This window comes from Bradyrhizobium sp. BEA-2-5 (assembly GCF_032918025.1).
Taxonomy (GTDB): Bacteria; Pseudomonadota; Alphaproteobacteria; order Rhizobiales; family Xanthobacteraceae; genus Bradyrhizobium; species Bradyrhizobium pachyrhizi.
In genome coordinates, this window is the sequence record NZ_CP136629.1 from 824,039 (window position 1) to 837,017 (window position 12,979).

At 64.2% G+C, this 12,979-nt stretch carries 13 protein-coding genes and 1 tRNA gene; 5 read left to right on the top strand and 9 right to left on the bottom strand.

Annotation, left to right across the window (positions count from 1 at the left end):
• Position 1: 1 nt before the first annotated feature.
• A complete protein-coding gene (rnpA, locus tag RX327_RS03740) occupies positions 2-412 on the bottom strand; it encodes a ribonuclease P protein component (protein WP_317249516.1) in 411 nt (136 codons plus the stop codon).
• 26 nt (positions 413-438) lie between these two features.
• Positions 439-573 carry a 50S ribosomal protein L34 gene (rpmH, locus tag RX327_RS03745; RefSeq protein ID WP_008542748.1) on the bottom strand — a complete coding sequence of 45 codons (135 nt, stop codon included), beginning with the start codon at positions 571-573 and terminating at the stop codon, positions 439-441.
• A 365-nt stretch (positions 574-938) separates the two neighbouring features.
• Between rpmH and RX327_RS03750 the strand changes: the two genes are divergently transcribed.
• Positions 939-2,417 carry a HAMP domain-containing sensor histidine kinase gene (locus RX327_RS03750; RefSeq protein ID WP_317249517.1) on the top strand — a complete coding sequence of 493 codons (1,479 nt, stop codon included), beginning with the start codon at positions 939-941 and terminating at the stop codon, positions 2,415-2,417.
• 152 nt (positions 2,418-2,569) lie between these two features.
• Positions 2,570-2,646, top strand: a tRNA-Arg gene (locus RX327_RS03755).
• Between the two features lie 154 nt (positions 2,647-2,800).
• On the opposite strand, the gene RX327_RS03760 is transcribed toward RX327_RS03755, so the two are convergent.
• Positions 2,801-3,103, bottom strand: coding sequence for a recombinase family protein (locus RX327_RS03760; RefSeq protein WP_410712136.1), 303 nt, complete (start codon positions 3,101-3,103; stop codon positions 2,801-2,803).
• A 238-nt stretch (positions 3,104-3,341) separates the two neighbouring features.
• Between RX327_RS03760 and RX327_RS03765 the strand changes: the two genes are divergently transcribed.
• The 3 genes from RX327_RS03765 to RX327_RS03775 all read left to right on the top strand — a co-directional run bounded on the left by RX327_RS03765 (position 3,342) and on the right by RX327_RS03775 (position 5,026).
• On the top strand, positions 3,342-4,151 hold the full coding sequence (locus RX327_RS03765; RefSeq protein WP_028335924.1) for a sterol desaturase family protein: 810 nt from the start codon (positions 3,342-3,344) through the stop codon (positions 4,149-4,151).
• Positions 4,138-4,425: a DUF5658 family protein gene (locus RX327_RS03770; RefSeq protein ID WP_244482125.1), complete on the top strand. Its 288-nt coding sequence runs from the start codon at positions 4,138-4,140 to the stop codon at positions 4,423-4,425. Before RX327_RS03765 ends, RX327_RS03770 begins: the two co-directional genes overlap by 14 nt.
• A 226-nt stretch (positions 4,426-4,651) precedes the next feature.
• On the top strand, positions 4,652-5,026 hold the full coding sequence (locus tag RX327_RS03775) for a hypothetical protein (protein ID WP_317249518.1): 375 nt from the start codon (positions 4,652-4,654) through the stop codon (positions 5,024-5,026).
• 126 nt (positions 5,027-5,152) lie between these two features.
• Here the strand turns inward: RX327_RS03775 and RX327_RS03780 are convergent, their stop codons facing one another.
• From RX327_RS03780 to RX327_RS03805, 6 genes are all read right to left on the bottom strand, one after another.
• Complete coding sequence (locus tag RX327_RS03780) at positions 5,153-6,649, bottom strand: sugar ABC transporter ATP-binding protein (RefSeq protein ID WP_317249519.1); 1,497 nt, start codon at positions 6,647-6,649, stop codon at positions 5,153-5,155.
• A complete protein-coding gene (locus RX327_RS03785; RefSeq protein WP_050385029.1) occupies positions 6,646-7,743 on the bottom strand; it encodes an SMP-30/gluconolactonase/LRE family protein in 1,098 nt (365 codons plus the stop codon). The genes RX327_RS03780 and RX327_RS03785 overlap by 4 nt, the downstream gene beginning before the upstream one ends.
• The gene (locus RX327_RS03790) at positions 7,740-9,863 is read right to left on the bottom strand and encodes an ABC transporter permease (RefSeq protein ID WP_050385028.1); all 2,124 of its coding nucleotides are present in this window, start codon (positions 9,861-9,863) and stop codon (positions 7,740-7,742) included. Before RX327_RS03790 ends, RX327_RS03785 begins: the two co-directional genes overlap by 4 nt.
• A 76-nt stretch (positions 9,864-9,939) precedes the next feature.
• Positions 9,940-10,956 (bottom strand): sugar ABC transporter substrate-binding protein, encoded by a 1,017-nt coding sequence (locus tag RX327_RS03795; RefSeq protein WP_050385027.1) that lies wholly within the window; start codon positions 10,954-10,956, stop codon positions 9,940-9,942.
• 43 nt (positions 10,957-10,999) lie between these two features.
• A complete protein-coding gene (locus RX327_RS03800) occupies positions 11,000-11,971 on the bottom strand; it encodes an ABC transporter permease (protein ID WP_050385026.1) in 972 nt (323 codons plus the stop codon).
• 20 nt (positions 11,972-11,991) lie between these two features.
• Positions 11,992-12,699, bottom strand: a complete 708-nt coding sequence (locus tag RX327_RS03805) for a TetR/AcrR family transcriptional regulator (RefSeq protein WP_028335917.1) — start codon at positions 12,697-12,699, stop codon at positions 11,992-11,994.
• Positions 12,700-12,979: the final 280 nt, after the last annotated feature.

Genomic DNA, 12,979 nt, shown 5'->3' on the forward strand with positions numbered 1-12,979 from the left:
CTTAGGGTCTCGTCATTCCATTCGGATTGGGCGCGCTCTTGTTACCCGCCTTGTTAGTACCCGTCTTGTTAGTGCCCGTCTTGGGCGCAGGCCGGTCGAGGCGGCGCAGCGCCGACCGCAGGTCGTCAAGCATGGTCGCAAAGTCGCGGGTCAGCGCGTCACGACGGCCCACTAGCACATAATCATGGTGCGGCCGCATGAATACGGCGTCGACCTGTCTCATCACTTCGCGAAGCCGGCGGCGGATGCGGTTGCGCTCGGTCGCGGTGCCGTTCTTCTTGGTGACGGTATAGCCGACGCGGATCGGGCCCTGATCGTCGCGGCGGCGGCCCTGCAGCACAAAAGCTGTGGTATTCACCCGCGCGCCATTGGCAACGGCGAGGAAATCCGCCCGCTGCCTCAGCCGATCCATGATGAAATCCCAAAAGGGGGTCCGGCTCAGGCGCTCAGACGCTTGCGGCCGCGGGCACGGCGGGCGGCGAGGACCTTGCGACCGCCGGCAGTGGCGAGGCGGGCGCGGAAGCCGTGACGGCGCTTGCGCACCAGTTTGCTGGGTTGATAAGTCCGCTTCACGGGTTTTTCTCCGCTGACCGGGCAATTTGCCGTTGTATTGAGATGGAGTCCGATGATGCTGGCGGGCCCAAACGAGCCGTTGACGGCCCCAAAGAGCCGCCCCCGGGTCAAGAACCGGGCCATCGCGGACAGTTGGCGCGGCTTATAAGGGAGCGCCCTGTTTTCGTCAATGTCACAGGCCGTCGCAAAAAGGCTTCTTCGAAACGTCGTAATTGGGGCGAATATATCAGATTTCGCGGGGTATTTGACGGTATGGAGACGCTTTGGGGCGTTCGGGGAACCGCCTACATTAGCGATCCGTAATTTGACCGGCTTGGGGGCCGGGCCCCATCTTCCGACCCCTAAGCCAAACAAGGCCTTATCTTGTGGCTCTAACTGACGATCAGGCGACCGCGCAGAAGCAGCGGCCCAAGCCGTCCCCCCGGCTGGGGCTGTCTGGCAAGCTGCTGCTGCTGACCATTCCCCTGGTGATGATCGCCGCGGTGCTGCTCTACGTGCCGGCCATCGCCAACTTCTGGGTCAACCGGCTGAACGACCGCGTTGCGGCGGCCAATACGGCGGCGCTGGTGCTGGATGCCGCGCCGCTCGGCATGGTTCCCGATTCGCTGTCGCGGCAGATCCTGACCAGCATCGGCGCCCGTGCTGTCGCCATCAAATTGGGACAGCAGCGCCGGCTGCTCGCCAGCGCCGACCTTCCGGCGGCGATCGACCATGACGTCGACATGCGGACCATGACGGTGTGGTCGGCGATCGTCGATGCCTTCGAGATCATGCTGGAGCACGGCGACCAGACCATCCGCGTGGTCGGACCCGCGCCGGGCCAGGCGCAATTCATCGAGGTCGTGATCGACGAGAAGCCGCTGCGGCAGGCGATGTACCGCTTCTCGCGCAACGTTTTGGTCGTTGCATTGCTGATCGCCGGCCTGACTGCGGGCCTCGTCTATCTCGCGCTCCATTATCTCTTCGTGCGGCCGATGCGGCGGCTGACGGCGAGCCTGGTCGGCTTCCACGAGAACCCCGAGAGTTCGGCCGGGATCATCGTGCCGAGCCAGCGCAGCGATGAGATCGGGGTGGCGGAGCGGGAATTGTCGGACATGCAGCGCGATCTGATGTCGATGCTGCATCAGAAGAGCCGGCTCGCCGCCCTCGGCCTCGCCGTCTCCAAGATCAATCACGACCTGCGTAATCTGCTCGCCTCGGCGCAGCTCCTGTCGGACCAGCTCGCCAGCGTGCCGGATCCGCGGGTGCAGCGCTTTGCGCCCAAGCTCGTGCGCTCGCTCGAGCGCGCGATCGCCTTCTGCCAGTCGACATTGTCTTACGGCCGCGCCCAGGAGGCCGCGCCCGACCGCCGCATGATCATGGTGGAGCCCGCGGTTGCCGAGGTGCGGGAGTCGGCGGGGCTTGCGACCGATGTCTCGATCACCTGGATCAGCGCGATCGAGCGCGGCCTGACCATCGACGCCGACCCGGACCAGCTGTTCCGCGTGCTGCTCAATCTGGTGCGCAACGCGGCGCAGGCGCTGGAGAGCCGGCCCGCAGGCGACGGCGGCGCGCAGCAGATCCGCATCACCGGCCGCCGCGAGGGGACCGTCGCGATCATCGAGGTCTCCGACACCGGCCCCGGCGTCCCCCAGAAGACCCGGGAGCACCTGTTCGAGGCCTTCCAGACCTCCGGCCGCCCCGGCGGCAGCGGCCTTGGCCTCGCCATCGCAGCCGAGCTGGTCCGCGCCCATGGCGGCGACATCCACCTGGTCGAGGGTACCATCGGCGCCACCTTCCGGATCGTCATCCCCGATCGCCCCGTGGAACTGCTCTCGATTCGCAGCGAGCGGGCGAGGGCCTGAGGCCGTTCCGGTATTCCGGGGCGGCTAAAGCCGCGGCCGAAATTGGCGTTTCCAGACCTTGCCAACCGGACCCGGAGCCTGTAGCTAGAGCGCTCTTTCGCGACGTTCCGGGGCTCCCGGGACCATGCGGGCTCAAGCCCACCCGCGAAGATGCGCCCGTAGCTCAGCTGGATAGAGCATCAGACTACGAATCTGAGGGTCGGACGTTCGAATCGTTCCGGGCGCGCCATTCGCGCAAGTTCCCATTGGTTCGGGCAGCTGATGCGTGCTCGTCTTCAGTAGAATATTCCCAGGCACTTCTGGATCGATTGCCTTCCACTGCACTCACACAGTCCGTGGTCGCAGTTGGAGGGCGCCGTGTCATTGGCGTCCCTCCTCAGTCCTCAAGAGCCCGGCAAACCGACGCGGCCAATCCTGAGCGCCTTCGCGATAGCGGACGCTCCCATGCCTTCAGCTTTGAGCGCCTTCACTTTGGTGGTGTCGATGGACGCTGTGCGTCCCTGGTAGACCTCGCGTGCCTTGGCCTCCGCTACACTCTCAAGCTGCCGCTCGCTGCGGAGGTTGGTCTCGAACTCGGTGAACACACCGAGCATGTCCAGGAAGCACTTGCCTGCTGCTGTGCTGGTGTCGATGGGCTGCTCTGTATAGCCCCTCAGGGATGCACCACGCGCCTTCACGGTGCGCACGATGTCCTGCAGGCCGGCGCGGGGGTCGCTTCAGCTGGCTGTCGCCGCACCGGATCGGAGACCGGCCGGGAAAAATGCGCCCGCGCGGGTCAGAATCGGGCCGAAGGCGAGGGGCGCCCCGTAAAAACCCTGCTTGCCCCCGCCGGAGCGTTGAGAAAAAATAAGCTTTTTTAGCTTATAGGCACGGAAATGTTTTTATTCTTATTGTTCGTCCTTTTGAACCGGCGAGTCATCCCTCATGCAGAGTGACATCGCAAACGCCGTATTTTATGCGGCCGTGTTTCTGGGCATCGTCTACACCAGTCGCATCCTGGAAAAAAGATGGCCGATTGCGGACGTTCCCTACGCCGAGTTTCGTGATGATTGGCTCGCGGTGATCGTGAGCCTCGGGCTGTCGTCCATGCTCGCTCCGATCGCGGCGATCAGCGCGGGCAAGATTGCGAGCTATACCGGTCTCGGTTGGATCAAGCTGCCGACCGACGGTTACTGGTGGTACGTCTCACTCGCAATCATCGTGGTTGCATTCGATCTCTACAAGTACACATACCATCGCCTTCAACATGCGATCCCCTTTCTATGGGCGATGCACTCCTTCCATCACAGCGCGAACGGCGTGACGTTCATTACCGGCGGCCGGCATTTCTGGCTGGAGAGGGTGTTGTCCGACGCCTTTCTTCCGATCATGGCGATCCTGTTCCGCATCCCGCCGGACATGGTGATAGCGGTGGGATTTATCTTCTTCATGCCCGATGCGTGTGCCCATCTCAACGTCCGCATTCCGCTCGGTCGGTATGTGACATGGATCAACAATCCGCAATGGCACCGGATCCATCATTCGGTCCTTCCCGAGCACAGGGACAAAAACTTCGCAGCCTGCTTTCCGTTTCTCGACATTCTGTTCGGCACGGCCTGGATACCGAAGCCGGACGAATATCCTGCAACGGGCCTCGTGCCTGCCGAGCGCGTGGACATCATCAATAGTGTGATCTGGCCAATCCGGCATCTTCGGCATTACTGGCATCGGGAGTCTCGGAATGAATTGGGTTAAGGGTCTTTTGGTGCTCCTCGCGCTGCTGCTGGGTTACGCCGACCTTGAGTCGACGAATGTGATCCTGAGTCTCGGATTGGGTGAGTTGAACCCGTTCATGCATCTGGCGCAGACATGGTTCGGTGTATGGTGGCTGGTGCCCAAGCTTGGCTTGACGTTCGTGGTCACGTGGCTGCTTTGGCGGAGCAACAACGTTTACAACATCGCTCTCGTCGTCGCGTTCTGCTCGACGCCTGTCCTGAACAATCTCGTCATCATCGCGGGCATGAACTGAATCAATCCCCTCGCCGGTTGCCGCAACCGGCGAGGTGCTTGTGCTGCCCGGCGCATTCTTCCCGCAAGCACGATGAAATGAATGTCGCGGCGCGGACCATGCATCGCGACGCCGGCTTTTCCGGTACGCAAACTTTCGTCGTGTCTCGCGGAACCTGCCCGCTCCGTCCGGCGACAAACACCCCGGAATGATAGATGATCGCCTCCAGCGGTCAGGAGGATCAGTGATGTCGGACAGGTTTGTCGTCACCTGCATAGTCTGCTGTGCCCTGATCCTGGGGGCTCCGGGCGCGACCGTGCACGCGCAGACGCCGTCGAACTGCAAGGAGCCGCACACCGGCACCAGCCGCGTCCCGATGCTGTCGCCGCCGCTGGCCAATGTGGTGACGGGCACGGGTCGGCTGCAATTCTACTCGGCGCCGAATCTGCATTGTCCGATCCGCGGCGTGTTCGTCATTCCAAATGATGCACTGATCGCGTATGCGCAAACCAGGGATGGCTGGTCGTCGGTGATGTACCTCAATCCGGGGACGGGCAACAACGTCTCGGGTTGGGTGAGGTCGGCGAGGCTGAAGGTGACCGGAACCGTCGGACCGAAGTAGCACGCGACTAGGATCGCGGCAGGCGGCTTCCCGCACCTGCCTGGGCGATGCCCGATGATCATGTCCGGGCGCGCTCTGCTGCGGTATGGCGCGGCGAGCCCGCCGTGACGCAAGCCCGTTGCGGCATCAATAAATCGCCGCGTACATGATCTTCTCCTCGGTGGCCTCGAGCGCGGAGAATTCCTCCACCACCTTGCCCTGGCGCGAGACCAGGATGCGGTCGGACAGCGCCATGATCTCGGGCAGATAGGACGAGATCACCACCACCGCCTTGCCCTCGTCGGCGAGCTGGTTGATCAGCTCGTGGATCTCGACGATGGCGCCGACGTCGACGCCGCGGGTCGGTTCGTCGAAGATGATCAGCTCGGGCTCCTGCACCAGCGATTTGGCGATCACCACCTTCTGCTGGTTTCCGCCTGACAGCTCGACCACCTTGGCCTCGTCGCCGATGGCGCGAACCTTCAAACGCTGGGTCCAGGTCTTGCCGACCGAATTGGTCTCGCGCCGCGACAGCATCATGCGCCCCCCGGGAAACTTCGAAAGCAGGCCGAGATAGATGTTGCGGGCGATCGAGGCGGTTTCGAAGAAGCCTTCGACCTTGCGATCCTCGGTCACATAGGCGATGCCGGCCTTGACCGCCGGGGCCGGAACCCGGTAGCGCACCGGCTTGTCGTGCAGCAGGATCTCGCCGCCGTGGAAGAAGTCGCGCTTCAACACGCCGGATACGATCTTGAAGGTCTCGGTGCGGCCGGCGCCGACCAGGCCGAACACGCCGGTGATCTGCCCTGCAAATACCGACAGCGAATTGTTCTTCACCATCGGCGCCATTTTGAGGTTCTGCACCGTGAGCACGCGCGCACCGGCCGGCCGGACGCTGGTCTTCCGCGCGCCATACAGCGTGTTGGAGAGGTCGCGTCCGACCATCGCCTGTACGATCGCCGCGCGGTCGAATTTCGCCGCGTCGTCGGTGATGACATGCTTGCCGTCGCGCAACACGGTGATGCGGTCGGCGAGCAGCAGCGCCTCTTCCAGCGCGTGCGAGATGAAGACGATCGAGACGCCGCGCTTCTTGAGGTCACGGACCAGGTCGAAGAAGTATTTCTTCTCTTCCGGCGTCAGCGACGCGGTCGGCTCGTCGAAGATGATGACCTTGGCCTTGTGCAGAACCGCACGCGCGATCTCCACCATCTGCTTCTTGGCCGCGCCGAGCCCGCTCACGGTCGCGGTCGGCGTCACGTCGAAATTCAGCGATTGCAGGAATTGCTGGGCGGCGATGTAGATGCCGCGCAGCCGGTTGTAGAATTTCTCCTGCCCGAGGAACAGGTTTTGCGCGACCGTCATGGTCGGCACCAGGCTGTTCTCCTGGAACACCATGGCGATGCCGAGATTGCGCGCCTCGAGCGGCGTGCGCGGTGCGACCTCCGCGCCATCGACGCTCATGCCGCCCGAGGTCAAGGTCACGACGCCGGTGATCACCTTGATCAGCGTGGACTTGCCGGCGCCATTCTCGCCGAGCAGCGCATGGATCTCGCCGCGGCGCAGATCGAAGTCGACGCCCTCGATGGCGGGGACGCCCGCGTAAAGCTTGGTGGCCTTGCGCAGGGAAAGCACGGTGTCGCTCATGAGCCTGTCTCCTCGGCGAGCCCGGCGAGGGGCAGTTTCAGCACGCGGCCCGGTCCCTTGGCGATCAGCACAAGATCACCGCCGAGCTCGAGCGCCGCGACGACACCGTGATTGACGCCGTCGACCCGGCTGTGCAGCGAATACAGCGGCTTGCCGGCCTCGCTCAGCCGAACGACGAGGCCATAGGAGCGCGGCGGGGCCCACGGCTTGATCACGCCCATCGTCTTGATGTGCGCGCCCTGCATTGGCTCCTTGAACGAGAATCCCGAGCGCAGCCGCGGCGCCACCCAATAGGCCGGGTCGATCTCGGCCATCATGCGGCGCCGGTAGGCCGGCTCGCGCAGCACGAACTCGATCAGCTGGGTGCGTGCGGTGAATGCGGTGAGCCAATAGCCGCCGCCCGCGGCCTTCGACAGCCGCGACGGATAGACGGGGAGGTGACCGAGCACGACCTGCGGCGGCCGTCCATTGGAGACGAGGACGAGGCGATGCCGCCAGCTCTCGCTGACCAGCACGCCGTCGCCGCGCGCGCAGGCGCCGAAGGCGTAGCCGAGCTTTGACGCCAGCGGCTGCACCGACCCGGTCCCGGGGTCGAGCCGGAACACGCGGCCGTTCCGGTTGAGCTCCATCAGGTCGCGCGCCCAATCATCGATGCCGCAGGTCGCGGAGCCGTCGGTTGCGATCAGGGTGCCATCGCCGGCCTGCGTCAGCGCGTTGATCGCGTTGAAGACGGCGTCGCTGAACGTCACGCTCGGCTCGCCCGACGAGGGATCGGCGTAGAGCCGCACCTCGCGGCCGCCGAGCGCGACCGCGATGCCGCCGCCGGCGAGCGCGCAGAGCGCCGAGATTGGCTGCTCGAAGCTGCGCAGCTCGGCCGCTGCGCCGCCGTCGAGGCGCAGCAGACGCCGGCCGTCGGCGACATAGAGGTTGCGGCCGTCGGTTGCGAGATCCTCGGGCGCCTCGCATTCCAGCAGGGTGGTCGCAGATTCCAGTTTCTGGTTCGGCTTGAGTGCGCCGTCGAACGACGGCACGGTGATGGTGGCCTCACCACGGCCGAGAAAGCGGTTGGCGAAATCCCTGACGGCCGCGATCACGACAGCTTCCCCCAGCGCTTGTCATACTGCACGAAGTTCGGGTCGGCGTTCTCCAGCTTGTAGCGGCCGATCCGGTTGTTCATGATGCCGCCGAGATAGAGATAGCCGCGATGCTCGCGCATCGAGGTGATCATCGGATGGTTCTCGCCGCGCAGGTCCCAGAACGATTCGAGGATCTTGCCCTGCTCGTTGAACTTGACCACGCAACCGGTGTTGATGTTCGGGAACAGCCATTCGTCGACCGGGACGCGCTTGGCCATGCGGCGGCGGAAGCCCGGCATCTTCCAGGCAAGGTCGAGCGAGGGACTGCGCATGCCGACCAGCGCCAGCCAGTAATTGCCGTCGGAGGCGAGATTGATGTTGTCGGGATAGCCCGGCAGATTGTCCATCACCACCTCGACCTGGCCCTTCTTCGGCCCCGCGAACCACAGCCGCTTGATCGAGCAGCCGAAGGTCTCGGCGAACAGGATCGACACCCCGTCGCTGGCGACACAGATGCCGTTGGGAAATTTGAGGCCGCGCAGCGCCGTATGCGTCGCTCCGGTCTTGGTGTCGTAGCAGATGATGCGACCGTTGCCGCGCGCCTCGAGGCCGTCGATCGGCCATTCATCCATCTCGTAGCGCACGGTGGCTTCCGAGAAGAAGATCAGGCCGTCGTCGGTGATGTCGAGGTCGTCGGCCAGCCGCAGGCGGCTGTCGTCGTTCACCGAATGCATGCTGCGGTTGGTCTCGTCGGTCGCCTTCTCCACGGTGCCGTCGGGCGTGATGCGGTAGAGACCCATGCCGCCGATGCAGACATAGAGATTGTCCTGACGGTCGAACGCCATGCCGAGCGGCTGACCGCCGATATGGGCGAACACCTCCATCCGCTGATAATCGGGCGCATGGAAGCGGATGATGTCGCCATGGCGCGAGCCGGCGTAGAGATTGTTGTTGCGATCGAGGATCACGTCCTCGGGCGCCTCGATGCGGCCGAGGCCGATCAATTCGACGTCGCGCAGCTTGTCGTTCTGCTCGAACGGGCCGCCCTGGCCGATCTCGGTGGCCGGCGGCGGCGGCAGCGCGTGATAGGTCGGCGCGACATAGACCTTGCTGATGATGCGGGTGCGGTTCTTCTGCCAGCGGATGTCGACCATCGCCGCGACCAGCAGGATGCCCGCCAGTGCCATGCGGTTGATGCCGCCCCTTGCATTGAGCGTGGTGAGGCCATTGGTGATCAAAAGCACGATCAGCACGCCGACCAGCGATTTGGCGACCGAGCCCTTGCCGCCGCCGAGCGTGATGCCGCCGAGCACGGTCGCGGTCAGCACGATCACCTCGAGGCCGACGCCGATGTCGCCCCCGACGGTGCCGAGCCGGGCCGCGAAGAACAGCGCGGCGATGCTGGTCAGAACGCCGCTTGCGACATAGCAGAGCGCGATGGTGCGGCGGACCGGAATGCCTGAATTGTAGGCCGAACGGCGCGAGCCGCCGATCGCGGTGATGTGCCAGCCCGGGCGCAGCCGCGTCATGAAGATATGGCCGAAGATCGCGATCGCGATGTAGACGATTGCGACGCTCGGAATGCCGAACACGTCGCCGCCGCCGATGAAATTCCAGGACGGGATGTCGGGGAAGGCCGCGGCGATCGAATTGGAGTAGCGCTGGATCAACAGATCGAACGCCGAGCGGTAGATGATCAGGGTGATCAGCGTGGTGATGAAGGCGCGCAGCCTTAAGTAGCCGATCAGCACGCCGTTGACGGCGCCGAGCAGTGCGCCGCAGATGAGGGTGGCGACCACCACCGCGGGAACCGGCCAGTTCAGCACGTCGAGCAGATAGAGCGCGCAGAAATCCGTCAGCGCGAAGATCGAGCCGACCGACAGATCGATGCCGCCGACGATGACGACCAGCGCCATGCCGAGGCCGATGAAGCCGATCTCGCCGGCCTGCCGCGCGGTGTCGGCAAGGCTCGACGGCGACAGGAAGTGATCGATGGAACGGCTGAGCGCGAAGCCGACGATCAAAAGCAGGATCACCGGTATTGCGGTCTCGGTCCAACGCTTGGACAGGATCTCGCCGAGGAGATGATCCGGCCAGTAGCGGTAACGCAGGCTCGTCAGGGTGTCGCGCATCGGCATTCCAGCAAGGCGTTCGATTTGGGGAGATCGACGTCCCGGGCGAGGCCGCCCGGGACGTCGAGCGGGAATGGCCGGACTATTTCTTCAGGTCACTCAGATTCCAGCACGCGGTCTGGCTGTCCGCGTTCTCCTTGGTGATCGGAATCAGCGTCGTGTATTCCGAACCCTTGACCGAGCCGGCCTTGGCGCCCGACGACAGCAGCCATTTGATCGTGCCGGCCATCTGCGCGGCCTGGGTCGGCACGTCGTAGCTCATGTTGAGATCGAACGCGCCGGACTTCACCAGCTCGCAGGCGCCCTTGCGCTCGCCGCCGCCGGAGGTCGCGACGAACACCTTGCCGGTCAGGCCGGCTTCCTTCACCGCAGCGGCGGTGCCGATGTCCATGCCGTCCCAGAAGCCGACGATGCCGCAGAGATCAGGATTCTGCTTCAGCACGGTCTGGGTGATCGCCTTGGCCTTCGCGGCATCCCAGTCGGCCGCCTGGCTCGAGACCACCTTGATCTCCGGATGCTTGGCGAGCACGTTCTCGACGCCCTTGAGCGTGTAGGCGCTGGCGGCCGCCGAGAGCGCGCCCTGCACGATGGCGATCTTGTTCGACTTGCCCTGGCAGGCCTTCACAACCGCCTCGGTATCCCGCTCGCCGATCTCAATCCAGTTGGCGCCGACAAAGGCCGACGAGCGATACGCCGACCCCATGTTGATCTGGATCACGTAGATGCCTTCGTTCTCGGCGCGCTGCAGCAACTTGGCGTAGGTCTGCACGTCCGGATTGTGGATCACCATCACGGCCGGCTTCTCCGAGATCAGCGAGGTCACCGCCTGCGCGCCGGCATTGGTGTTCCAGTTGGGGTCGCGGATCTCGAACTTCACGCCGAAGGGCTCGAGCTCCTTCTTCATGCCGGCGTACCAGCCTTCGGTGAGGTCGAAATTCATAGCGACCGGAACGTAGGCCACCGTCTTGCCGGCGAGAGCTTCCCTGAACGGCTTCTGGAACGGCTCGTCCAGGCCCTGCTGGGCCAGAGCCGGGGCGGCGACGGCTGCAAGCCCGAGCGCTGCGGCGATCACCTTTGCAGTCCTGACAGCGTATTTCATTGCTTCCTCCTTGGTCGTGATTGAAATGTTCTTGTGGCTTGGTTCAGATGTCGCCCTGCTGTGCCGTTTCTTCGTTGCGCGGATTCAGGAATGAATCCGTGATGACGGCGAGAAGCAGGACGACACCCTTGACGAGATTCTGTCCGGCGTAGGAAATGTCCATGATGGTCATGCCGTTCAGCATGGTGCCGATCAGCAGCGTGCCGATGATGACGTTGAGCACGCCGCCGCGGCCGCCCGACAGGCCGATGCCGCCGAGCACGACGACGAGGATGACGTCGTAGATCAGGGTCGAATTGAAGATGCGGGTCGGCATCGAGTTGACCGATGCCGCCATCACCAGGCCCGCGAAGCAGCCGATCAGCGCCGCGACGACGTATTGCAGCACGATGATCGGGCGGGAGGGGATGCCGGTGACGCGGGCGGCGTAGGGGTTATCGCCGATCGCGTAGATATAGGCGCCCCAGCGCGTCTGGCGCAGCAGGAACGCGACCACGACGCAGGCGATCGCGAACATCACGATCGAGGTCGGAATGCCGAGGATGGTGCCTTGTCCGAGCCGCTCGAAGCCCTTCATGCCGTCGCTCCACTGCACGACGTCGAGCTGAAACAGCGCGGCCTGCCCGAGGCCGGCGAGCAGCAGGCCGGTCGCCAGCGTCGCAAACAGCGAAGGGACCTCGGCGTAGGCGATCAGCCAGCCATTGACCAGGCCGAACGCGATCGTGAGCAGCACCGCCGTCACCAGCGCGGCCGGCAGCGAGTGGCCGTTCTGCACCATCTGCAGCACGAGCCCCGGCGGCACCGCGAGGGCTGCGATCAGCGAGATGTCGATGCCGCGCCCGATCACGACGATCGCCATCGCAAGGCCGAGGATGCCGAGCACCGCGACGTTCTGCAGCAGCGTCAGCATGTTCTCCGGCGTCAGGAAGCCGCGCAGGAAAATCGAGAACGCCAGGAACAGCACGGCAAAGACGGCGAAGACGATCTCCTGTTGATTGAACCGCAATCGCTTCATTGCCTCGTCCTTCCTTGCGTCTATAGGTGCGCCGTCTGCCGGGATCTCGTGCGGGAGCCGGTCGCGACGCGGCCGGGCCGCGTCCTGGCTGCGACCGCGGCGTCCGCAAACGTGTTGACGGCGTTGATGTAGGTCTCGATCGAGGTGCCGCGTCTGCGGTATTTCCATCGCTTGACGTACCAGTCCTGCAGCAGCGGCTTGATCAGCGAGGCCGTCAGCGTGACCTGGTCGATCGCGAAGACGCCGCTGGCGACGCCCTGCTTGAGGACGCCGGCGATGATCTTCTCGGTCATCACCTCCATCTCGATGGCGCGCTGGCGCTCCGCCGGCGGAAACGACTTCGCTTCCATGAAGCAGAACACGAACCAGGGCTGCATCGCCTCGCTCATCCGGACATGGGTCGCGATGATCCAGTGCAGATGCTTGCGCGCATCCTGCTTCACGTCCGCGGGCGGCGAGTTGAGGACCTCCGCCACCGTCTCGGCGACCTCGCCGAGGATCATCGACAGCAGCGTCGGCTTGCTATCGAAATACGTATAAAGGCCGCCCATGCTGAGGCCCGAGGCCTCCGCAAGCTGGCGCAGCGTGGTGGCGTGAAAGCCGTGCTTGTTGGAAAGCGTGAGCGTGGCGCCGATGATGCGCGTGAGATTCGGAACGGCGAGATGGGTTTTCTGGACCCGGATGGAATCCCGATGACGTTCGAGGATGCGTGCGCAAAGCACGTCCATCGCGAACGCATTCGCCGTCCCCGGTCGCTGACGCGCGAGACCCACGTTGCCTCCCTGGCTATGCTCCCGGACCATTTCATTTTGTTGCTGGTCCGGGCTGGGCTTTACGCCCTTGCGTAATTCCTAGCCCACGAAACGGCGCCCGGAAAAGGGGGATAATGAAATTTTCTGAGAGAGCGCTCGCTCGTTTTTTGGTCCGTGGCCGTGTTGCCGAGCCTGGGCGCGGCGGCGTTCCGGCCATCGTCGGGAACTTTTCGCGCTGAAAGCACGGCACAAATTC

Bases quoted from the DNA above. Each gene is read 5' to 3' on its own strand.
- rnpA (WP_317249516.1), bottom strand. From the start codon at position 412: ATGGATCGGCTGAGGCAGCGGGCGGATTTCCTCGCCGTTGCCAATGGC.
- RX327_RS03775 (WP_317249518.1), top strand. From the start codon at position 4,652: ATGTCGGACAGGTTTGTCGTCACCTGCATAGTCTGCTGTGCCCTGATC.
- RX327_RS03765 (WP_028335924.1), top strand. From the start codon at position 3,342: ATGCAGAGTGACATCGCAAACGCCGTATTTTATGCGGCCGTGTTTCTG.
- RX327_RS03805 (WP_028335917.1), bottom strand. From the start codon at position 12,699: ATGGACGTGCTTTGCGCACGCATCCTCGAACGTCATCGGGATTCCATC.
- RX327_RS03800 (WP_050385026.1), bottom strand. From the start codon at position 11,971: ATGAAGCGATTGCGGTTCAATCAACAGGAGATCGTCTTCGCCGTCTTT.
- RX327_RS03795 (WP_050385027.1), bottom strand. From the start codon at position 10,956: ATGAAATACGCTGTCAGGACTGCAAAGGTGATCGCCGCAGCGCTCGGG.
- RX327_RS03770 (WP_244482125.1), top strand. From the start codon at position 4,138: ATGAATTGGGTTAAGGGTCTTTTGGTGCTCCTCGCGCTGCTGCTGGGT.
- RX327_RS03790 (WP_050385028.1), bottom strand. From the start codon at position 9,863: ATGCCGATGCGCGACACCCTGACGAGCCTGCGTTACCGCTACTGGCCG.
- RX327_RS03780 (WP_317249519.1), bottom strand. From the start codon at position 6,649: ATGAGCGACACCGTGCTTTCCCTGCGCAAGGCCACCAAGCTTTACGCG.